A 20679-nucleotide genomic window follows, 5' to 3' on the forward strand; every position below is an offset into this window, starting at 1 on the left:
GTCAGGCCTCCGCTCCCGTCATCGCGGGCTCATCGATCGGTTCCAGGTCGGACGGGCTCGACAGCGTCCCGCGCACGGCGGTCGCTGCGGCCACCAGCGGCGACACGAGGTGCGTGCGACCGCCCTTGCCCTGGCGCCCCTCGAAGTTGCGGTTGCTCGTCGAAGCGCAGCGCTCCCCCGGCTCGAGCTGGTCCGGGTTCATGCCGAGGCACATCGAGCACCCCGCGAAACGCCATTCCGCGCCGAACGCCTCGACGATCTTGTCGATGCCCTCGGCCTCGGCCTCGAGACGCACGCGGGCGGACCCGGGCACCACCATGACGCGGACGCCTTCGGCCTTGGTCCGTCCGGCGATGATCGACGCGAAGGCGCGCAGGTCCTCGATCCGGCTGTTCGTGCACGACCCCATGAACACCGCGTCGACCGGGATCTCCTTCATGGGGGTCCCGGGGGCCAGGTCCATGTACTCGCACGCGCGCTCCGCAGCGGCCCGCTCGTTGGGGTCGGCGAAGGACTCCGGGCGCGGCACGGCGTCGCTGAGCGACACCCCCTGGCCCGGGTTCGTGCCCCACGTCACGAACGGCTCGAGCTCGTTCGCGTCGATGAAGACCTCGGCGTCGAACGCGGCCCCCTCGTCGGTCGGCAGCGTCTTCCAGTACGCCACCGCGGCGTCCCAGTCCTCGCCCTGCGGCGCGTGCGGGCGCCCCTTCACGTAGTCGAACGTCGTCTCGTCGGGCGCGACCATGCCGGCGCGCGCGCCCGCCTCGATCGACATGTTGCAGATCGTCATCCGGCCCTCCATCGAGAGGGCGCGGATCGCGCTGCCGCGGTACTCGAGCACGTACCCCTGCCCGCCGCCCGTGCCGATCTTCGCGATGACGGCGAGGATGATGTCCTTCGCCGTGACGCCGGGCTTCAAGTCGCCCTCCACCGTGATCGCCATGGTCTTGAACGGCTTGAGCGGCAACGTCTGGGTCGCCATGACGTGCTCGACCTCGCTCGTCCCAATCCCGAACGCGAGCGCGCCGAAGGCGCCGTGCGTCGAGGTGTGGCTGTCGCCGCACACGACCGTCAGGCCCGGCATCGTGAGGCCCAGCTGCGGCCCGACGACGTGCACGATGCCCTGCTCCGCATCGCCCAGCGAGTGCAGGCGCAGGCCAAACTCCTCGGCGTTCCGGCGCAGCGTGTCCACCTGCGTGCGGCTCGTGAGGTCGGCGATCGGCTTATCGATGTCGAGCGTCGGGGTGTTGTGGTCCTCGGTGCCGATCGTGAGGTCCAGCCGCCGGGGGGTACGGCCCTCGGCGCGGAGGCCATCGAACGCCTGCGGGCTCGTGACCTCGTGCACGAGGTGCAGGTCGATGTAGATCAGGTCGGGCTGGCCGTCCTCGCCGCGGACGACGACGTGGTCGTCCCACAGCTTCTCGGCCAGGGTGCGGGGGTGGTCCGGGATCCGGATATCGGCGGTCATGCTCGTTTCGTGCTCCTTCACGTCGTCGGTGTCGGCCATCGACAAACTCCGCGACGGGAAAGGCCTACGAGGAGAGCCCGTCGCGGCAGCTAAGGAGAAGCCGGAAGCACCGCACGACACGACAGTAGCAGAATGCCCAGGCCCGGCCGCGCTCGAGCGGCCGGGCCTGGGCACAATGCGCACCCCGGCGGGGTGCGCATCGTCACTTCTGTCGAGCGGACGCCTCCGAGGTGGCCCCGGGGACGTCCCGCGACGGTACGAGGCTCGCCAGGGTCGCCACGAGGAGGGACCCGAGAATCACGCCGAGAGAGACCCAGTTGCTGATCTCGGGCGCCCACTCGACGTGCTCGCCCCCGTTGATGAATGGCAGCTCGTTGACGTGCAGCGCGTGGAGGAACAGCTTCGCGCCGATGAAGGCGAGGATGAACGCGACGCCGTACTTCAGGAAACGCAGCTTCTCGAGGAGGTCGCCCAGCAGGAAGTAGAGCTGTCGCAGCCCCATCAGCGCGAACAAGTTCGCCGCGAACACGAGGAACGGATCCTGCGTGATCCCGAAGATCGCCGGGATCGAGTCGATCGCGAAGACGAGGTCCGTCACGCCGATCGACACGAACACGACGATCATGGGCGTCAGGACCTTCTTGCCGTCGACGACCGTGCGGACCTTGGCGCCGTCGTAGCTGTCGTGAATCGGGATGAAGCGGCGCAGCACCCGGACGATGAACGTCTCGGTCTGGGCGTCGCTCTCCTCTGCCTCGCGCTCGAACGCCTGGCGGGCCGCCGTGTAGACGAGGAAGGCGCCGAAGATGTAGAAGATCCAGCTGAAGTTCTCGATGAGCGCGGCGCCCGCGAGGATGAACGCGGCGCGCAGCACGAGCGCGATGAGGATGCCGACCATCAGCACCTCCTGCTGATACCGACGCGGCACCCCGAACTGCGCCATGATCAGCACGAAGACAAAGAGGTTGTCGATCGACAGGCTGTACTCGGTCAGCCAGCCGCTCACGAACTCGACCGCGTGATCCGCGTCGCCGATGAGCCACAGGACGACCGCAAACACGAGCGCCAGGGCGACGTAGAACGCGACCCACAGCGACGACTCGCGCGTCGAGGGAACGTGCGGGCGCTTGAGGATCAGCAGCAGATCGGCGACGAGGATGACGACGAGGACGGCGAGCGAGCCGACCTCGAACCAGACGGGAATGCCCACGCGGGGTCCTTTCGGGTGCGACGGAGGACGAAAGTCTCTCCCCCGCCCGCAGGCGGTGCGCGCCCGGGGCCGCTCACGAACGGGGCCCGTACTGACGATGCGCGCAAGAACGGGATACTCCCTCTCGCGCCTTTCATCGTACGCGGCGGCCGCGCGGGCGAACAAAAGCAGAACGCCCGGATCCGAAGATCCGGGCGTTCTGTGCGGTGACCCCAGCGGGATTCGAACCCGCGTTACCGGCGTGAGAGGCCAGCGTACTAGGCCGCTATACGATGGGGCCGCATCTGTGTTGTTGTGTTGTTCCCGCTCGCGGCAACTAGACAACCATAACCCGACGCCGCGCGCACGACAAAATCGAGGCGCCCTCGGCGCGTCGCCCGGGCGTGTCTCCTGCCGCACACGATAGCCGTCGCGCGCGGCCCGCGGAACCCCAAAGCCGTGGCATTGTCAGAGGCATGCGCGTCACGAAACACGAACATGCCTTCCTCACGGTCGAACACGCGGGCGAGACGCTCGTCATCGACCCGGGCAGCTTCGCGCCCTCCCTGGGCGAACTCGCGAACGTCACCGCCGTCGTCGTCACGCACGAACACCCCGACCACTGGTCCCCCGATCACCTCCGCGCCGTGCAGGCCCGCTTCCCCGGCGCGCCCCTGTTCACGACGGCCGCGACGGCCGGAGCCGCACCGGTCGCGATGACGGTCGTCGCCCCGGGCGACGAGGTCCGCGCGGGCGCCTTCCGGTTGCGATTCTTCGGCGGCACCCACAGCGAGATCCACTCGTCGATTCCGCTCATCGACAACGTGGGTGTCCTCGTCAACGACGCCCTCTACTACCCGGGCGACTCTTACGCGGTGCCGGGCGGGCTCGACGTCGAGGTCCTCGCGGCGCCGATCGGCGCGCCGTGGCTGAAGATCGGCGAGGCTATGGACTTCGTGCTCGCCATCGCACCCCGGCGCGCGTTCGGCACGCACGATGCGACGCTGTCCGCGCCCGGCCTGGCGATGCACCGCGATCGCCTGGAGTGGGCCACGCGCCAGGGCGGCGGCGAATTCGCCCGGCTCGGCGCGGGCGACGCCTTCGAGTTCTGACCCCACGGCGGCGCGGCGCGGGCATACCCTGGCGCCATGAGCGTGAGGGTGCGCGGGTGGTGGCGCGGGCCGTTCGACGTCGAGGGCTTCGCGATCGAGGACGCCGGCGCCGCGGCCATGGACGCGGCCGCCGCCGCGGGTGGCCGCGTGCACGCGGAGACGACGTCCGAGCTCGTCGCGGCGTCGTTCGCCGCGATGGAGCACCTGCGCGTCGATCGCCCCGGAATGCCGGAGATCCTCGATCAGCACCTCGCGACCGGCATGGGAAAGCGTTCCACCCTCCTCGACCTCCGTACCGCGGGGGCCGAGGCCCTCGAGCTCGCGGCGGGCGCGGGCGTCGTCCTGCTCGGGTACCGGCCGGGCTCGCTCGAGCGCCACGGATTTGGGGTCGACGCGCTCCGGGAGGACTTCCCCCACCTCGTCGTCGCGACGCTCAGCGCGTGGGGCGACCGCGGGCCGTGGGGCGACCGCGCCGGGTTCGACTCGACCGGCTCTCGACCGAGCGCCCCGTGGGCGGATACGGCGCCACCGAACCGTCCTGGGCGAGCTAGCGCACGCGCAGGGCGCCGGGCTGCACGGTCAGCCGGACGCGGGACACCTCACCGACCTCATCCCCGTCGACCTCGAAGTGGCGTGGTTCGGTCAGCTCCAGGTCCAGCGACTCGAACGACCCGTAGGACAGGGTCTCGCTGTTGCGGGCCTCGCCCGGCAGGAAACGCCCGATCCCGCTGTTCCAGACGAGATTGCGGAAGGCATCGAGCCAGCCGACCACGCCGTTCGCGTCGACGGCGACGAGGTCGAGTCGACCGTCGCCGAAGTCGGCGTCCGGGAGCAGGGCGATCCCGCCCTGCAGCGTGCCGCAGTTTCCGACGATCAGCGTGTGCGCCCGGGCCTCGCGGGCCTCCTGCCCGTCTATGCGCGCCGTGAACCCAGTGACCTCGCTGGCCGAGACGGCCCGCCCGAGCGACTCGACGTAGGCGAGCCACCCCGCGCGCTTTTTGAGGTCCTCGTCCGTCTCCGTGATCATGTGGGCGTCGATGCCGAACCCTGCCATGACGGTAAAGGCGTACCGCGCGGATCCGCCCTCGCCCTCGAGTTCGGCCCAGCCGACGTCGACCGCGCGGGCCTGTGCGCGCAGCGCGTGGCGGATCGCGGCCGCGGCGCCCGTCAACGGCACGCCGAGGTTTCGGGCGAGGAGATTGCCCGTGCCGAACGGCACAATCGCGAGGTCGACCTGCGCGCCGGAGTCCGCGAGCTCCTCGGCCACCGCGCGGATGGTGCCGTCCCCTCCCGCGGCGATGACGAGCTCCGCGCCGGCCGCGATCGCGTCGCGGCAGGCCAACCGACCCGGGTCCTCCACCGTGGTCTCGTGCCAGCTCACGACCGTCCCGTCGGGGGCGCTCGCGAGCGCGTGCTCGAGGCGATCGCGGTCGCCCTTCGCAGGGTTAAAGACGACGCCGATCGGCGGGTGTGCGCTCATGACACGGATCCTGCCACGGATCCGGCGCGGCTCGCGCCAGCGGCTCCGTGTCGCCAGCCCGTGTCAGCCCGCGGGGCGCATCAAGCGATAGACGCAAAGCCGACGTGATGAGGTCGTCGGTTCGATTCCGACAGGCGGCTCCGGCGAACAGCCCCTGGCCTGCGGAAACGCAGGTCAGGGGCGGTTCGGTTCTGGTGGTCGCGCGATGCGCTGGCCTCACGGCTCTGCCCGACACCGACGTCGCTCTCCTCTGCGACGGACCCCTCGCCGGCTGAGCGCTCGCGGCCGGCATCCTGTCCGTGTGCCGATAGGCCTCGCACCGCTCGGCAACGCAGCATGGCGTTCCATCGCGACCTGGAGACGGCTCGACGGGGCGCGATCGTCTCGTGCGTTGGCGGACTACGGGAGCTTGGACGCCAGGACGTCGGCCGGCAGGATCTCGGGCGCTGCGCTGAGGAGGTGCTGATTGGCCATCAGGGCTGCGACGATGGCGCCGTTGGCGTGGGCGTCGCGAGCGGCCTCGTCGGGGAATGCATCGAAGATCCAGAAGGTGTCGGCGTCGGTCCTGACCGCGAACCAGACAATCGTTCCTACTTCTTCATTGGCGAGTGCGACAGCGCCGGCGAGCAGATCGGCGAGCGCGTCGTGCTGTCCATCAGCCGCGACGATCTTGGCGACGAAGGCATACGGAAGCGATGCGGGTGCGGACATGAGGGACTCTCCTAGGTGTCGAGGTTTCTTGGTGAAGCGACTTCAGCGTATGACGAGCGAGGGCCGGTGGGGAGTGGCGTATACGGCAGTATTGCTATTGTTTACGTCATGCGTATCGGACTGATCGCGATCGACGGCTGCTTCGGTTCGGCTATCGCGTCGATCATCGACATCGTGCGGGTGGCCGACGGTGCCCGCGGCGATGTCGACCCGCGGATCCGCCCGATCGAACTCGCCACCCTCGGACCGAAACGGCGAGTGACCACGACGACATCGATGACCCTGAAGGTGGACCACACGCTGTCGGAGTCCGGAGAGTTCGACGTGGTCGTCGTCCCTGCGCTTGGAACCCTTACGGCCGCCGCTACCAACGACGCCCTCCAGAGCCGAGATGCTCGTTCGGTCATCGCCTCGCTCGGGCGCCTCGACGAGGCGACCACCCGGATCGCCGCGGCTTGCACCGGCGTGTTCGCCGTCGCCGAGACCGGACGGATGCATCAGCGGCGGGCGACCACCAGCTGGTTCCTGGGGCCGGAGTTCCTGAAGCGCTATCCGACCGTCGCCCTCGATCTCGACACCATGGTCGTGGTCGACGGGAACCTCGTCACCGCCGGCGCCGCCTTCGCGCACATCGACCTCGCGCTCTCACTCGTGCGATCGATCAGTCCCGACCTGGCCCAACATGTCGCCAAGCTCCTGATGATCGACGAGCGCCCGTCGCAGGCGGCCTTCGTCGCCTACGAACATCTCCGGCACGAGGACCCGATCGTCGTCGAGTTCGAGCGCTTCGTGCGCGCCCGCCTGGACGAACCGTTCAACGTCGCCTTCGTCGCGCAGTCGCTCGGCACCAGCCGGCGCACCCTCGAACGACGAGTCCGTGCGGCGCTCAACCTCACTCCGCTCGGCTTCGTCCAACGGCTTCGCATCGAACGAGCTCGGCACCTCTCGGCAACCACGGACCTCACCTCCGCCGAGATCGCGCTACGGGTCGGCTACGCGAACGCCGAGACTCTGCGCTCCCTCCTGCGTAGGGAGCGACGCCGTTCCTGACCTATGGGCGTCACCGCGGAGAAGCTCGAACAGTCTGTCGAGCGACTGCACTACGGCGCTGAGACTGCGCTCGCCTACCTCGATCTGCTGAGTGACCCTGCTGAGTTGTTCACAAGCGCCAAGGACGACGTACGCCGAGAGTTGCTGGCCGCCTTCTACACCCGCACGCGCGTCTACCGAGTACCTGAAGGAGTCATGCTCGACGTCGAGCTCCCTGACGCGAACGAGGTATTCCAGAGCCTTGGTAACGCAGTCCTCGCTGCGTGAACAAACGACAAAGCTCCCCGCGATTCAGCGGGGAGCTTGTCGTTGAACTCCGAAAATTCAGTTCTTTCGTTCGTTGGTTTTAACAAGGACACTCTGGCTGGGGTACCTGGACTCGAACCAAGAACAACTGAGGGGCTCTGGCTCTGCGGGCTGCTCCGTACAAAACTGCTCGATCCGCGTATTCATGCGGTTCTTACAGCGCTAGTCTACGGGTTGTCGCGGGTTGATACGAGCTCATTCGGACCCCGCAGAGGGGTTTCGGACCCCGTTTCGGACCCCGCGGGAAGGCGCGTCATGAACGTCAGGGCAGTCGGCGAGGCAGCAGGCGCATCGGTTGAGCCCGTGCTCGGCAAGATCGGCGATGCCGTCACAATGGCAGCCCTCGACTCGGCACTGGCACCTGGGCTCGCTCGTCATGGCGGTGGTACTTCTTCGAGGAGCATCGTGAACGCCGACGCAGGTAGCGTGACTCATCGTTCGATCCGAACGACGACCCCGAGCATTCTCAGCCGATCATTCATGGATACAATCCGATCACATTTATCGCGGTTGTGTGCGGTTCTTATCCAAACCGACCGACTGGAGGTCATCTTCTCCGGCACCGGCAGTCATCCGGAGGAGGATTACACCGATCCTGTTCAACAGAAACCATAACAGGTACGCTGTATCTGTAACAGATTCTGCTGTTCGGAGGTGGTGATGGACATCGCGACGCTGCCCGATCTGCTGAGCTACGACGAGCTGGGCCCACAGGGTCTCACTCGGTATGGCCTCGACCGATTACTCGAGTCCGGCGAGTTCGAGCGCATCGCCCCTGGCCTCTTCCTCAGATCCGGACTTGCGGACGACACAACGGCAGCGTGGATCGCCGTCGCCGCCAAGAGACCCGACGCGACGCTGTGTCTCCTGACTGCACTGTCGCTGCACGAGCTGACCGACGAGATCCCCGCTCGGAGCGACATTGCCATCCCCCGCGGCACACAAACGGTCACCGTTCACCATGCACCGATCGCCTGGCACCGCTTCGACGCCGAAACGTTCGGCATCGGGCGCACCGAGCACGCGCTGCCGGATGGATCATCCATCGGCCTCTACTCCGCCGAGCGAACCCTCATCGATCTGTTTCGCCTGCGTCACGCATGGGGTAGCGACCTCCCTCTCGGCGCGCTCAAGCAGTGGTTGCGCAGGCGCGGCAACAGCCCCGGTTCGCTGCTCACGATGGCCGACGACTTTCCGAAGGCACGCCCCGCGATCCAACATGCATTGGAGGTTCTGCTGTGAGCCCCTACCGTGGTTCTTATGAGGTGACACCGCCTCAGAGAGAGGCAACGTGAGCAACGAGATCGAGCTGTTCAGCGACGGCGACGGCGTCGCTATCTTCGGCGACCCTCGCGAGGTCGAGCTCTTCCTCTCCACTGCAGGCGTGCCCTCGAAGGAGATCGCGCTCCGCCCGCCCCTTGGCTCTGCCCTGAATGCAGGCTCCAGTGTGGCGCGGGCAGGCTCTCAGATTGCTGCGAACTCGGGGCGCTGGGTGAAGCTGACCGAAGAATCGGCGAAAGCGCTCAAGCTCGGCAAGGCGATGGAGGGCTCGACAGATGGCGTCAGCCGGGCCATCGCCACCACGAGCAAGGGCAAGGTCACGAAGATCCTGGAGTTCGTGAAGCCGGGGTCTGTCGGCTCGATGCTGACGAACCCGGCGATGCTTGCGGGCGCTGCGGGGATCATGGCGCAGCTGGCTATGCAGCAGACGATGGAAGAAATCACGCAGTACCTCAAGGTCATAGACGAGAAGGTTGATGACGTGCTCCGTGCACAGAAGGATGCCGCGCTGGCTGAGATGATTGGCGTCGGCCTGGTGATCGACGATGCGATACTCAAGCGCGAGCACGTCGGCCGCGTCTCCGAGGTGACCTGGTCGAGCCTGCACGGCGCCGCGCAGACGATCGCCACCACCCAGTCCTACGCACTGCGCCGCCTCGACGCCTCGGCAGAAAAGCTGGAGAAGAAGCGCAAGGTCGGCGACCTCGCCAAGCTCACAGCGGACGCTGAGAAGGACGTCGAGGAATGGCTCGCGGTACTGGCGCGCTGCTTCCAACTCCAAGACGGTCTCGCCATCCTGGAACTCGATCGGGTCCTGGACTCCTCCCCCGACGATCTCGACCGCCACCGCGGGGCCATCCGCGCAGGGCGAGCGCGACGGCGCGATCTCATCGCCACCACGACGCGACGCCTGTTGGAGAGGATGGATGCGGCCGCGGTTATCGCGAACACACAAGTGCTGGTGCACCCGGTCAAGGCGAAAGCGGTCGTGCACTCCGGTAACGAGGTCGGTGCGGATGTCGCGAACTTCAACAAGCAGCTTGGCATCCAGCAGGAACGCGCGACGCTGGAGGCTAAACGGTGGGGCGAAGCCGTCGGGGATGCGAGAGACACGGTCGCGCATGTCGTTGAGGCCGGCGCCACCGCGACCTACCGCTTCAGCGCCGAGGCATTCGCGAACGCGAAGTTAGCCGGAGAAGGACTCTCGCAGCGAGTCACTGAGCGGCTACCGCGCTCACAGAAAAACGCGCCTGAAGCTGACGAGGACGGCGCTCAACAACAAGAGCACTGAGGCTCAGCAGCCACAACGGTTTCCGTCGCTGGAGTGCTCCAGGAACTAAGAACAAAGTAACGGGGTGCGATGGCCGAGCAAGCAGCCTGATACTCCGACCCTTGCCTTTCGCACCTCACCCGGGACGCGAGCCACTGGCAGGGCGACGCCTTCAATCGAGAACAGACGAGGAAGCTATGACCTCGATGACGTGCGTCAGCCATTCACGCGCCGCAGTGACGTCGGGCAGTACCGGCGTGGTGCCGTCGACCTCAGTTTCCGCTCGCGCGTCTGCGTACGCGAGTTCCCAGCCGCCCATCGGACGCAGTGGGAGCGGCGGCCAGGACTGCTGGCGTCGCCAGTCGAAGGTGCGCACGCACAGTTCCCGCAAAGCCGGCAGATCGGGGTCAGCGTTCCACAGCAGTTGTAGTGACGGCGTGGAGCTTCTGCGCAATCTGATACTCCAGATCGACAAGCTCGACGGGCTGCAGATCACCGAAACCGAAATAGGCACCGAACTGCACGAGCTCGCCGTCGATCTCCTTTAGTGAATGCGCATACGCATCGATCTCAGGATCGGAGACCTCGACATCAAGCGCACCCCAGGCTGCACCGAGAAACGCGATCGACACCCGGTACGGGTGCATCACGTACTCGGGTCGAGCGAGCCCCGGATCATGAAGCTTCACCGCTCGTACGGTCGCGGTGAACGCGACGCGTTCGGGCGCATCCGGGTTGCGTCTCAACTCGCCTTTCGACGCCGGCACTGTTCCCCATCCCTCTGCCAGACGCGTACGGAACACCTGCTCGAACTCCTCACCGCGGACGCGAGCGGAGACATCGAGGTCGGAGGTGGCGCGCGTGCCACGCTCCCCGAAGCGCAGCTTCACCCCCATGCCACCCTTGACAGCGACAGCATCAGGGAGCATCTGCGACACGATCAGCGTGCAGAGCATCACCCGCGCACGCGCGACCGGGATGCCCAGTTCGACGGCGACCTGCGCGAGCCGGGCATTGAGCTGCGTCACGTTCAGCGGCGGAGTCACTTCACTCACGCCGACACCGTCTTCCACACAGCCGCATCCTGCTCGCCAATCAAGTCTCGCCTGAGCGCCTCATCGACCACGGCCTCCCATCGGTCCGGCGGCATCCGATCCCGCATATCCTCCAGCGCCCTTCGAACGGTCGTCGCGGGGACGCCCTCGTAGTGAGTAAGATCCTCATCGGGAACGTCAAGCCGGTTCTCCAGCTCCATCCACTCTGGCAGCCTGCGCCGCACGCGGCGACGCGTGCCCACACGCACCTTCGGCGGGTTGAACTGCCCTAGCCTCAGCAGATCGAGCACGGATTCGCGGTGCAAGAACGCTCCCTCCCCTGCAAGAGCCACGGCAATTGTCGGCTCAGTGAATGGGGTCGTCGGCACGTCGCGGTGCGTGTAGACGCCTTGCCTGAACGCGCGAAGCGCGCCACGGGCGGCAAGCTTCCGCACCTCGACAGCAGGCACGCCCGCATCCTCCGCCTCGGCGACGGTCAGGACACCGTTCCGGGACGCAGCGATCTCCCAGAGATCCTGTCGATATCCCACCGATTCACCTCCGTGGCAATATAGTACCAAAAACGGTACGCTATCGACACAATCCGCGTCGACCTGTCCCTCGCTACGCCATCACGGGGATCGCGTCAGTGCGCGTCACCCCCGGAAACTCGACCACCTTGACCTCCTCGTTGGCGCCCAACGCAGTGAGCTTCGCTACTTCTCGACTGTTCAGGTACCGGAAGCTCTGCGCTGGCTGGAGATGCAGCAGTCGACGAAGCTCGTGAAGGGGAACGGCGTTCGCCCAACGGTTCGGTTCAATGAGCTTGAGTACCGAGCATTCCGAAGCGCCTTTGAGGTACTCCGCGAGCTCCGCCTCCTCTATTCCGATCTCTTCGGAGTAGTCGCGCCATATCTCGACCGCTGTGCTGCGAACGAGCGACTCGACGCACATGGTCCCTAGCACAGCCTTGTCCGGCGACGATGAGTAGAGCACAACGGTCGTTCCCGCAGGAACATCAGGGAAACGGCGGCGAATCTCCGCAGTCTTCGTCCCGTCAAGTAACGCCTGCGCAAAACGCGGGCGGACAGAAAGCAGAAGGGCCCGATTCATGCAGCCTGGACCTTGTCTGTCTGGAGCGCGAGCACTTCGTCGAAGAACTGGGGAGCAACTGACCTCATGCTCTGTACCTGCCCTTTCACGCGTTGCTTGAATATCTCGTCGTGCCGAGAGACTGTGCGTTGGAGACGTTCAGTGTCTTGGAAACGTATGACGCTGACACTTCCTTCCTTATCCGCAGAGCCCTTGATATCCGACTTCCGGAATACGCCGAGCTTTGCGAATCTTTCGATCGCCTCGTCAACCGGCACCCTCGTGGTGTCGACCATCACAGACCGCGCGACGATCTGGCTGAGCTGCATCGTCTTATCGCTACTCGCGTACCACAGCACCCTCGCCGGCAGCTCCCGCGGCACGAGGCGCGAGCCCGAGAAGTACACGAGTTCACGCGAGAGCCCCAGTCCGCGACGACGTGCCGGGAACAAGCCGTCGTCGAGACCAAACAGCCTCGATGCCCACTTCGGCTGGATCGGGATGAGGTAGGTGGGGAGACTCGCACCAGTAACCACGAGCGGCCACCTGCTTCTCTCAGCACTCACGACCTCTGCGGTTGTGTTGACCCCGAGGTCATCACAGCTCATGGTCGCTGGACCGAGGTCGGCTCCTCGCAGTCCACCGTCGCTGAACCCGTCAGCGCGAAGGGCGCCATCGAGCGTCTGGGAGATCGCTGGATCAGTGATCTCGATCCGCGTCGCACCGAAACCCCACGCGACCTTCCGGAAGTAACGAATCAGCTGAAATGCCACTGTTCCACCGCGCTCGCCACGGAATACTCGGAGGAGCGGGAGTCGGAGTACCCCGGAATTGACCTCAAACGCCGCGAGCGCCCACGGACGCCCGTTACCATCGTGAAGTTGTTGGACAGTGATCGACTTTGGCTTGGCCAGGACGTCTCGAAGCCGCTGATTGAACACCGCTGGCTTCGGCTCGTCGCTGTACACACGGAACAGCGATTCGAGCGCTGGGTCAGCGTCGGTGACAACCTTCCATTCTAAGTCGCTGTCATCGATGAGTCGTGAGCGGAAGTCAGACATGAAGGAAGCCGGGGTGAGTGCGCGGATCAGTTCGTGTGGACGAACGACATTGATGCCACGCTCATCGAGTTTCCAGCCAGCAGCTGCGAGATGGATATTGCTGTCGTTCGTCACGAAGTAGTCGGCACCCGCGTGAATGGCGTCAGCAACTTGCAGGACGTCTGCCTTCAGGCTGGGATCTTTGGCAAGGAGGGCGGCATCTACAGCATCGAGCAACTCGTCTTCGAGTGTTCGATCCGTTGGGCGGCGAGTACTGAGTCGTGTGAGGTGGGTCGTCGACTCTCGCAGGTGCTTCTTGTACGCTGGGTCGGCGATCTTATTGATCTCGTTGTTCACCTCGCCAGAAACAGCGAAGGTGACGAGCGGCTGCAGCCAGTCCGCCTTCAGCTCGGAGCTTTCCTCTCGATGATCGCGACGGACGGTTTCTGGCGAGAAGAGGTCACCCACGATGTTCGTATCAAGTGCGGCAAGCGGCAGGCCGGACTCCAGCGACGCGGTCTCGAGCAGATCGAGACCGCTTTCGAGGTTGATACGCTTGACCCAGTTGGTCAGGATCGATCCGCTGAGCGCGCGTCCTTTGCGCTCGGACGCGGCGTGCATCCCAAGTGACTGCCAGAAGCCGTCGATTCCGTAGTCAGTGCGACAGGTAGCAGTGAGCATAGACCTGCTCGGGTGCAGGCTGATCGCCTGCCCGACCAGCGACTTTGCGACCCCGCTGCCTCTGGCGTCCGGATCTACACAAAGGTGGATGAGCTTGATCAGATTGTGCCTTGGAATGTCGTATAGCAAGTAGGCGACCGTTGCCCCATCACGACGCCCGAGAAGAAGTCCCGAGTGCTTTGCCCGATCCCGGAACGCGGTGTCAGGCATCGGCCCAAGCGTGGCGCGGTTCGCCTTGTGGAGCGCAAGAACAGCGGAAAACTGCGCCTCAGCATCGGAGCGGGTGGGGTCCCAGATGACCACGTCAACGCTCATCTCCGACCTCACCTTCCATGCAGATAAGTCCGACGCCGTTATCGGTCGAGTCACTGAAGCAGATCACATCGCCCTCAGTCCTCGTCATTGCGAAGCCCGCAGACATAACGTTCATGCGTCGTTGCCGATTCGCTCGCTGGAAGTGGCTCACGCAAGTCCCTCCTCGGAGAACAGCGCGTCATTGTCGTCACCGCGCTTCGTCGGCGGCTGCCGCAGCGTCGCAGGCGGTGTCGGCAGTTCGTCCGTGGATACAAGAGGGCCTGCAACGATCTCATCGAGCAGCGCGACGCCCGCCGGAAGCATCGCGAGGGTCTCCTTGAGCACGGCGACGATTTCGACCAGCTCGGTGCTCCACTCTGACAACCATGCGGTGGGTCGGATATGGTCGAGCGGCGAGCTGCTGGAGGCAGCACGACCAGCTGGCTTCGCCATGCGATACCCGAGCCACTTGGAGATGACTGGCATGCCACTCACGCTGAAGCGCCAGACCTCATCGGAGACACCGACGAGGGTACCGTCTGCGACACGCAATGTTTGTGTGTCGGCGTCGTAGGAGAGGTCGGCCTTGCCGTCCGGCAGCCGGGTCGGCTCTGACTTCCAATTCACTCCATCCAGTGGGAGCTTGCCCCTACCGTCGGTGAATCGCTCGCCGAAGGTCTGGAGCCAGAGCAACTGCTCGCCGTGAGCCGCCATCGACTCGAAGAGCGCCGGGTCGGAGGACAGCGGGACTCTCGGCCCGGGGGTCTCCAGCGCATCGTGGAAGCGCTGAGTATAGTTCGCACCCGCCAGCACACCGAAGACGTATGCGAATAGCCGTTCCACTGTGATCCGGGGCACGCCCTCATCGGCTTGCCGATGGGCCGCAGTAATGGCGTCGAGCAACCTGGGGTCGACGTTCGGCGTCCCTTTCGCATCGCGATAAAGCGGAATGACATCCTTGCCGCCACGGCCCGCGAAGTAGTGGAAATCTGGGACCCCAGTAGACAGCGTCGCAGCAGGTCCGGGACCCGGCGGGTTAGTCATCATCGCAGTCATGAACATCTGCTTCGGCGTTACTGACCACCAGAGCGATGGGCTTTCCGTCTTCGCCCAGCGGGGGTCGTCGAAGGCCCATTGCCGATCGAAGGAACGGTAACCGTAGCGCACGATCGGCCGATGCGACGCCCCCTTCTTCTCATCGGCGAGCCTCTCGAGCCCGGCGACCTTGGTAAAGATGTTGCGGCCAGTGCTGGAGGCATTGAAGCACTTCGCGCGATCGTCCGAGTCAGTGGTCGATACGAAACGCTCCCAGCGACGTTCCAGTGCCCCACGGTCAGGGGAGACGGGAGAGGTCCTTCCGAACTGGCAGCCAGGCTGCTGCCAGGGGAACACATCGGCAAGTGCGGGGAACTCCTGCCAGTCCGCCCCACCACTCGCGGGGGCAAGGCCGGCGAACCACTCTGAGCTCAACGCGGTCCACTCGGCGGGGAACCCAGCGGCAAGTTCGCCGAGCCGCGCGAGCTTTTCGGCTCTTGTGCCAATTATCCGTGAGTAGCGCGCGTTCGCCGCCTTAGCTCGGTCGATTTTTCCCTTGCGCACCAGCGTCACGATCGCGACAGGCGTCTGAATATCGAACACATTGTCTTCGGTCCGGGCACCTCGTCCGGCACCGCCGAGATCGACCACGGTGATCTCATCCGCAACCTCGCGCGCAAGCCTCCGCAGTCCGAGGAAACCGGGACCGGTGAGCCACGAGGACGACGTGATCATCGAGACAACGGCAGGCCCGTCGTTCTGCTCGAAGACCTTCCAAATCGCCCAGCGCCAGAAATACACGTACAGGTCGTTGAGGCTCTTCGTATGGCTGAAGATGACATGCTTCTTCGCGTCATCCAAGATGTCGTCGAACAGTGATCGGCTGCCTGGCAGCGTAGGCGCCGAGATCATCCCAGCCTTCGCGCTGGCATCACGATCATACGGCGGATTCCCAATCAGCACGTTGTGATGTCGGTCGTACTTTACCTCATTCGCGAGGACACCTTCGATGCCGATGGGGTCGTCCATGCCCTTTAGCTTGGCCACTCGGCGCGGGCCGAGCGTGTCGCCGAGGAAGATCGGGAGGCGCGCCTTCTGGCGGAGCCCGTCAGGCAGATCGAGCGAGACTTTCAGGTGGCTTACCGCGTAGGAAGCAAGCGAAATCTCAAGCGCCGAGGCGTGTTTCAACGCAGTCTCGCGCCCGGCGTCGCCAGCGTTCTTCTTCGCTTGCTCCAGCCACTCGATGATGAAAGTGCCCGTGCCATTCGCCGGGTCGAACATGGACACGACGGGATCCGTCGATTTCACATTAGCCGGGATATCAATGTTTTTGTGGGTCTTCACGTAGTCTGCCCAAGTAGTCGGGTCGGCAACGCCGAGGGGCAGGCCGAAAGACTTCAGTGCATCGTCTACGGTCTTCACGATGTATCGGACGACAGGCTTCGGCGTGTAGAAGGCGCCGAGGTCTTTGCGCTGCTGCGGGTCGTACTGGGCGAGAAACTCCTCATAGAAGTAGACGACCGGGTCGTCGCGCTGGTTGTCGCTACCGAACTCAGCGAGTAGCGCATCGACGTTCGTCTCGGCCAACTGCTCGGCGAGGTCCGCGAGACCCAGTTCGTCAACGTCGATCACGCCATCAGCCTCGTCACGGAAGCGCGCGTAGATCGCGTCGAGGAACTCGTTGTCGAACTTGATCACTGCAAGCGAGCGCTCTGCCTTGAACTGCTCGGGGTGTGCAATGCGGGCGGTGAGCAGACCATAGACCATCGTTTGTGCATAGACGTCGGCGAAGCGCTCCTCGGTGATGTCGCCGATCAGCCGCTCACGGACATCCTGATACAGCGACTTCATCGGGCCGGATTCGGTCTCGACAGCAAGCAGCGAGCGAACCTCGTCTCGGACGTCCTGAGCAACCTCCGCCATGCGACGAGAAAGCAGTTTGGCGCTCTTGATCCCTTCGCGGTAGCCGGTTGCCCCTTGGATCAGGTTCGGCACGACCGAAAGGCGCGGACCCTCGCCGCCGATCCAGACGAGTTCGTTGACGGCGCGCCGAGCGACGTGGTCGAGCTTGGTGTCCTTCGCCTTGCTGTCCCACGACAGCACCTTAAGGAGCTTCTTCCCATCCTGCTCGTGGAAGTTCACGATATGGATGACATGGGAGTCGCCATCAGCGAGGCAGAAGAAGAGCAGATCATCGAGCCCCCAAGTCGGGTGCTTGGCCCCGCCCTTGCCGCGCCTGTTCGTTACCAGCCGCTGTACGAGACGGCGGATCGCTCCGATCGGCAGTTGACCGCCCTCGAATTGGAGGACAAAGGTGCCAACCTTCTGCTTGGCTGTCGCCGCCGGGATCTGCGAGATGCCCTTTAGCTTCGCGACCTGCTTCGGGTCGAGATGGAGTTCCTCCGGTGACCAGTCAAGCAGGTAGTCCTGCGGTTCGATGGCGAGGTCGTAATGCGGCCAGCCAAGGCCGTCAATGAGCAATGACATCAGCCCCACCAGCGAGGTCGGGGCTGATTTCAGGAGACCGCGAAGCTGCGTCTCATCGATAGTCATGCGATCTCCATCCAGCACAGGGTCTCAGGGGTTGGGGCATCCAGCGGCAGTTGCACATCCTTACGGAGCTGCTTCGTCTCGGCACGTTCGAAGTCGCGCAGCGCCGCGTGAACAGTGCTCCGATTGGTGAACGACGCCCGCGGACAAGCTGGACTCGCCTCGATCGCGCGGTTGATTGCAAGGATGCCGCGTTCGACCTTGTCATCAGTCTTGAGTGCCCATTCGACCCGCCCGGGCGTGAGGCTCCATTTCGGCTCGCTGCCGTCATCGGTCTTCGTGAGCGTGGGCACGCGGCGGCAGATGAAGATGCCCCTCGGGCCGCCATGCTTTGCTACCGAAATGCCGTCGGGCAGCCGCTCGGTGCGCGCCTCCTGACCGGGGTCTGCCTTGGCGAGTTCAAGCCACTTCAGGCGCAGCTCCTCCAGTGGCGAGATGTCGCCGATGTACTCGTTCTTGAACGCTTGGAACACTTTCACGTCGTCGAAGATGTCGGTAGCGTCGAGCAGCTTGCCCCCAGGGATACCAAGGGTCTTGGAAATCATCAGCGTCTTGCCCTCCACACGACCTACGAGCTGCAGGAGCGTGTTGATCTCATCCGGCGGCAGGAAGTTGCGGATCTGGATCTTGCCGCGCGTGGCTTTCGCCTTTGGACGTTCCTTGACGAGTTCGGCCTCGATTGCGGGATTCATGCGGCGGTCGACGCGTCCGATTCGTTGCATGAGGCGCACCGGGTTCCAGTGGATGTCATAGTTGACCAGCAAGGTGCCGTCCTGCAGGTTCACACCCTCGCTGAGAACATCGGTAGAGATCAGCACGCGCAGGGGTTCCTGGGCTGCCCGTTCCCCCTTGCCGACCTTGTTGTAGAAGGGCGCGAACCGCTTGATCATCGCGTAGCGGTCACCCTTACGGCCGCCATCGATGCGGTCAACATCCGACATCCCGGCCTTGATGAGTTCCTCGTGCAGGTAACGGGCGGTATCGGCGAACTCGGTGAACACGATCACTGGCTGGGTCTGGAACTCTTGCGTGAATACCTCGGTGTCTAAGGCGGCCTTCTCCGACTTCGACGGCCCCATCAGCAGGGTTCGCAGCTTCGCGAACTTGTCGTCGAGCCCGGCGCCGGTGAGCACGAGGTCCATGAACCGCGTGAGCTGATCGAGGTCGTCGAATGCGGCGTCGATCATGTCACCGAGCCGGTAGCTGCCGCCGACGAGGTTGTAGTCGAGCTCCTCCAGTTCCTCCTCGGTGAGGTCTTCCTCGTGCCAGTTCTCGTCCATGTTTGAGCGGTAGGTGTCGTGGATCGTCTGGAGCGTCGGCTCGTTCACCGTGCGCCACGCGGACAGGCGTGCCTCGTTGGCCGCGTCATCCTTGACGTTGACGTCGAGCCATTTGACCACCTTCGCCGACAGGTCGAGGCACGATCCGGCGAACGCGGCGAGGCTCGACTCGAACCGTTTGAGGAAGATGGTGCGGATGAGGGCGACCACCTGCCTCTGCCTGTTCTCCAGGCGGGTGTCGACGTTCGGGTCAGTGGAGAACGCCAGCGGGTAGTACATCGGCAGTACGAACAGCGGGTTGGCGCGGCTGAACGCAACCTGGATCTCGGCGAACAGCGGCGAGTACAGCAGGCCGAAGGAGTACGGCACGGCACGGGGGATCTGCGGGTCGGGGAAGACGACCTCGGCGCCGCCGGCCACCTTCGCGCTGTCGACGGCGTACCGGCGGGAGTTCTGGTGGATGATCGACTGGAAGAGCTTGTCGTCGGCCATGATCTGGTCGATCGTCGCGTGGTCGGGCACGAGCTGCTTGAATGGGCGCTCGAGATTCACGATGTACTTGCGCAAGCTGTTGACGCCGATGCTTGCGAAGTGTCCGTCCTCCTCCACGCCGGTGAACAGCTCGGCCTGGTGCACGAGGTCGAAGAACGTGTTGTTGATCGGCGTGGCCGTAAGCAGAAACACCGTCTTGCCTTTGCAGATCTCGTGCATACGCCACCACCGCGACCCCCACGGGTTCTCCTCGGTTGGGGACTTGCCATGGTTCCGGAAGTTGTGAGCTTCGTCGATGATCACGACATCCGCGCGCTTCGCGAGGTGCTCGATCTCCGCGGCGCCCGCCTTGGACGTGAGATCGGTGTGGGCCTTGACGATCACGTTCGAGAATTGACCGCCGTACAGATCGGGCAGTTTGTCTTTGATCTCGGGGTTCCACACGGCATCCTGGCCGGTCTTGGTCGCCATGATGAGCACGTTCTTGCGCTGGCGCACAGCGTAATACTCGGTGAGCATGAGGCCGACGAACGTCTTGCCGAGGCCGACGCCGTCGGTAAGAAACCCGCCGTTCCACAGTTTCGACATCTCCACGAGGGAGTGGAATGCCTCACGCTGGTACGGGGCGAGCATCGGGTAGATCACCGACTCCGACTCCTCCCACGTCTTGTCGGTCGGGTCGGCGTCCGCGGTCAGAGCGTGCAGAGCTTTCGCGTACACCTCGAAAGGGGTGAACTCGCGAACGTTGTTGTCGAGCACGGCGAGCAACTCCGGGTTGACTGGGGCAGCCGTCTGCCAGTGTTCCTCATACCACTCCTGCAGCTCGACGACTTCGGGGCCCTGGAAGCGCACGTTAAGCTCGACGTTCTGTGTGAGCCCTGGGCGCGTAAAGTTCGATGAGCCGACAAGTGCTGCCGAGCCGATAACTCGGTGCCGACCGTGGGTGATGTAAGCCTTCGCGTGGAACTTCTTGGGCTTGTAGACGCGGATCTCGATCTTGCCCGAGCGGATGCCGTCAACCACACCTTCAACACCGGTGAGGAACGCGTCGCCAGCCTGCCGCTCGACTTTGATCGACGTGTCGAGCGCGGCAGCGATCGCATCGGCAGTGGTGCGGCTGGTCTCGCCGCCGATGAGCAGCCGGATACGGTCGACTCTCTGCCAGGCGCCGTCGAGGGCGAGGAACGCGCCGATCTCGAAGTGTCCGGTGGCGATATCGATCGCCTCGCTCAGGTCGCACCACTCACGAACGTACTGGAGCGCCTTCCAGTCGTCGCTGGTGTTGTCGACGATGAAGCTGTCGGGGGTCGCCAT

Annotated in this window: 17 protein-coding genes, 1 tRNA gene and 1 pseudogene; 7 read left to right on the forward strand and 12 right to left on the reverse strand. The window is 64.7% G+C overall.

The genetic code is table 11. The features are described from left to right. Nucleotide 1 precedes the first annotated feature (1 nt). The 3 genes from leuC to GJQ66_RS10910 form a co-directional block, all read right to left on the reverse strand. Nucleotides 2-1468, reverse strand: coding sequence for a 3-isopropylmalate dehydratase large subunit (gene leuC / locus GJQ66_RS10900; protein WP_155049422.1), 1467 nt, complete (start codon nucleotides 1466-1468; stop codon nucleotides 2-4). A 202-nt stretch (nucleotides 1469-1670) separates the two neighbouring features. Beyond that, the gene (locus GJQ66_RS10905; protein ID WP_368732896.1) at nucleotides 1671-2678 is read right to left on the reverse strand and encodes a TerC family protein; all 1008 of its coding nucleotides are present in this window, start codon (nucleotides 2676-2678) and stop codon (nucleotides 1671-1673) included. 207 nt (nucleotides 2679-2885) lie between these two features. After that, nucleotides 2886-2958 (reverse strand) — tRNA-Glu (locus GJQ66_RS10910). A 175-nt stretch (nucleotides 2959-3133) separates the two neighbouring features. Here GJQ66_RS10910 and GJQ66_RS10915 point away from each other — a divergent pair. Both GJQ66_RS10915 and GJQ66_RS14785 read left to right on the forward strand, forming a co-directional pair. Further along, entirely contained in the window at nucleotides 3134-3769 is a 636-nt protein-coding gene (locus GJQ66_RS10915; RefSeq protein WP_155049401.1) for an MBL fold metallo-hydrolase, read from the forward strand. A gap of 261 nt (nucleotides 3770-4030) precedes the next feature. Next, a pseudogene (locus GJQ66_RS14785) lies at nucleotides 4031-4264 on the forward strand (CoA transferase); the annotation flags it as partial. A gap of 52 nt (nucleotides 4265-4316) precedes the next feature. Here the strand turns inward: GJQ66_RS14785 and GJQ66_RS10925 are convergent. Both GJQ66_RS10925 and GJQ66_RS10930 read right to left on the reverse strand, forming a co-directional pair. Next, nucleotides 4317-5249 (reverse strand): diacylglycerol kinase family protein, encoded by a 933-nt coding sequence (locus GJQ66_RS10925; protein ID WP_155049402.1) that lies wholly within the window; start codon nucleotides 5247-5249, stop codon nucleotides 4317-4319. Nucleotides 5250-5648: 399 nt separating this feature from the next. Then, nucleotides 5649-5960 (reverse strand): putative quinol monooxygenase, encoded by a 312-nt coding sequence (locus GJQ66_RS10930; protein ID WP_155049403.1) that lies wholly within the window; start codon nucleotides 5958-5960, stop codon nucleotides 5649-5651. Nucleotides 5961-6068: 108 nt separating this feature from the next. Here GJQ66_RS10930 and GJQ66_RS10935 point away from each other — a divergent pair, with 108 nt between their 5' ends. The 5 genes from GJQ66_RS10935 to GJQ66_RS10955 all read left to right on the forward strand — a co-directional run bounded on the left by GJQ66_RS10935 (nucleotide 6069) and on the right by GJQ66_RS10955 (nucleotide 9888). Beyond that, a complete protein-coding gene (locus GJQ66_RS10935; protein ID WP_155049404.1) occupies nucleotides 6069-7010 on the forward strand; it encodes a GlxA family transcriptional regulator in 942 nt (313 codons plus the stop codon). Nucleotides 7011-7013: 3 nt separating this feature from the next. Next, nucleotides 7014-7277, forward strand: a complete 264-nt coding sequence (locus GJQ66_RS10940; protein WP_155049405.1) for a hypothetical protein — start codon at nucleotides 7014-7016, stop codon at nucleotides 7275-7277. A gap of 294 nt (nucleotides 7278-7571) precedes the next feature. Beyond that, nucleotides 7572-7931, forward strand: coding sequence for a hypothetical protein (locus GJQ66_RS10945; RefSeq protein ID WP_155049406.1), 360 nt, complete (start codon nucleotides 7572-7574; stop codon nucleotides 7929-7931). Between the two features lie 45 nt (nucleotides 7932-7976). Continuing rightward, entirely contained in the window at nucleotides 7977-8558 is a 582-nt protein-coding gene (locus tag GJQ66_RS10950) for a hypothetical protein (protein WP_155049407.1), read from the forward strand. A gap of 49 nt (nucleotides 8559-8607) precedes the next feature. Then, entirely contained in the window at nucleotides 8608-9888 is a 1281-nt protein-coding gene (locus GJQ66_RS10955; RefSeq protein ID WP_368732897.1) for a hypothetical protein, read from the forward strand. Nucleotides 9889-10039: 151 nt separating this feature from the next. On the opposite strand, the gene GJQ66_RS14790 is transcribed toward GJQ66_RS10955, so the two are convergent. The 7 genes from GJQ66_RS14790 to GJQ66_RS10985 all read right to left on the reverse strand — a co-directional run bounded on the left by GJQ66_RS14790 (nucleotide 10040) and on the right by GJQ66_RS10985 (nucleotide 20679). Beyond that, nucleotides 10040-10243: a hypothetical protein gene (locus GJQ66_RS14790; RefSeq protein WP_230379534.1), complete on the reverse strand. Its 204-nt coding sequence runs from the start codon at nucleotides 10241-10243 to the stop codon at nucleotides 10040-10042. 31 nt (nucleotides 10244-10274) lie between these two features. Further along, entirely contained in the window at nucleotides 10275-10922 is a 648-nt protein-coding gene (locus GJQ66_RS10960; protein ID WP_230379535.1) for a hypothetical protein, read from the reverse strand. Next, nucleotides 10919-11452, reverse strand: coding sequence for a type IV toxin-antitoxin system AbiEi family antitoxin domain-containing protein (locus GJQ66_RS10965; protein WP_368732898.1), 534 nt, complete (start codon nucleotides 11450-11452; stop codon nucleotides 10919-10921). The genes GJQ66_RS10960 and GJQ66_RS10965 overlap by 4 nt, the downstream gene beginning before the upstream one ends. A 73-nt stretch (nucleotides 11453-11525) precedes the next feature. Beyond that, nucleotides 11526-12014 carry an ASCH domain-containing protein gene (locus tag GJQ66_RS10970; protein WP_155049409.1) on the reverse strand — a complete coding sequence of 163 codons (489 nt, stop codon included), beginning with the start codon at nucleotides 12012-12014 and terminating at the stop codon, nucleotides 11526-11528. Beyond that, nucleotides 12011-14029, reverse strand: a complete 2019-nt coding sequence (locus tag GJQ66_RS10975) for a GNAT family N-acetyltransferase (protein WP_155049410.1) — start codon at nucleotides 14027-14029, stop codon at nucleotides 12011-12013. The genes GJQ66_RS10970 and GJQ66_RS10975 overlap by 4 nt, the downstream gene beginning before the upstream one ends. Before the next feature lie 147 nt (nucleotides 14030-14176). Beyond that, nucleotides 14177-17596: a type ISP restriction/modification enzyme gene (locus GJQ66_RS10980; protein ID WP_155049411.1), complete on the reverse strand. Its 3420-nt coding sequence runs from the start codon at nucleotides 17594-17596 to the stop codon at nucleotides 14177-14179. After that, entirely contained in the window at nucleotides 17593-20679 is a 3087-nt protein-coding gene (locus GJQ66_RS10985) for a helicase-related protein (protein WP_155049412.1), read from the reverse strand. Before GJQ66_RS10985 ends, GJQ66_RS10980 begins: the two co-directional genes overlap by 4 nt.

The sequence above is a fragment of the Microbacterium sp. ZXX196 genome, assembly GCF_009709595.1.
In the GTDB taxonomy this organism is placed as follows: Bacteria; Actinomycetota; Actinomycetes; order Actinomycetales; family Microbacteriaceae; genus Microbacterium; species Microbacterium excoecariae.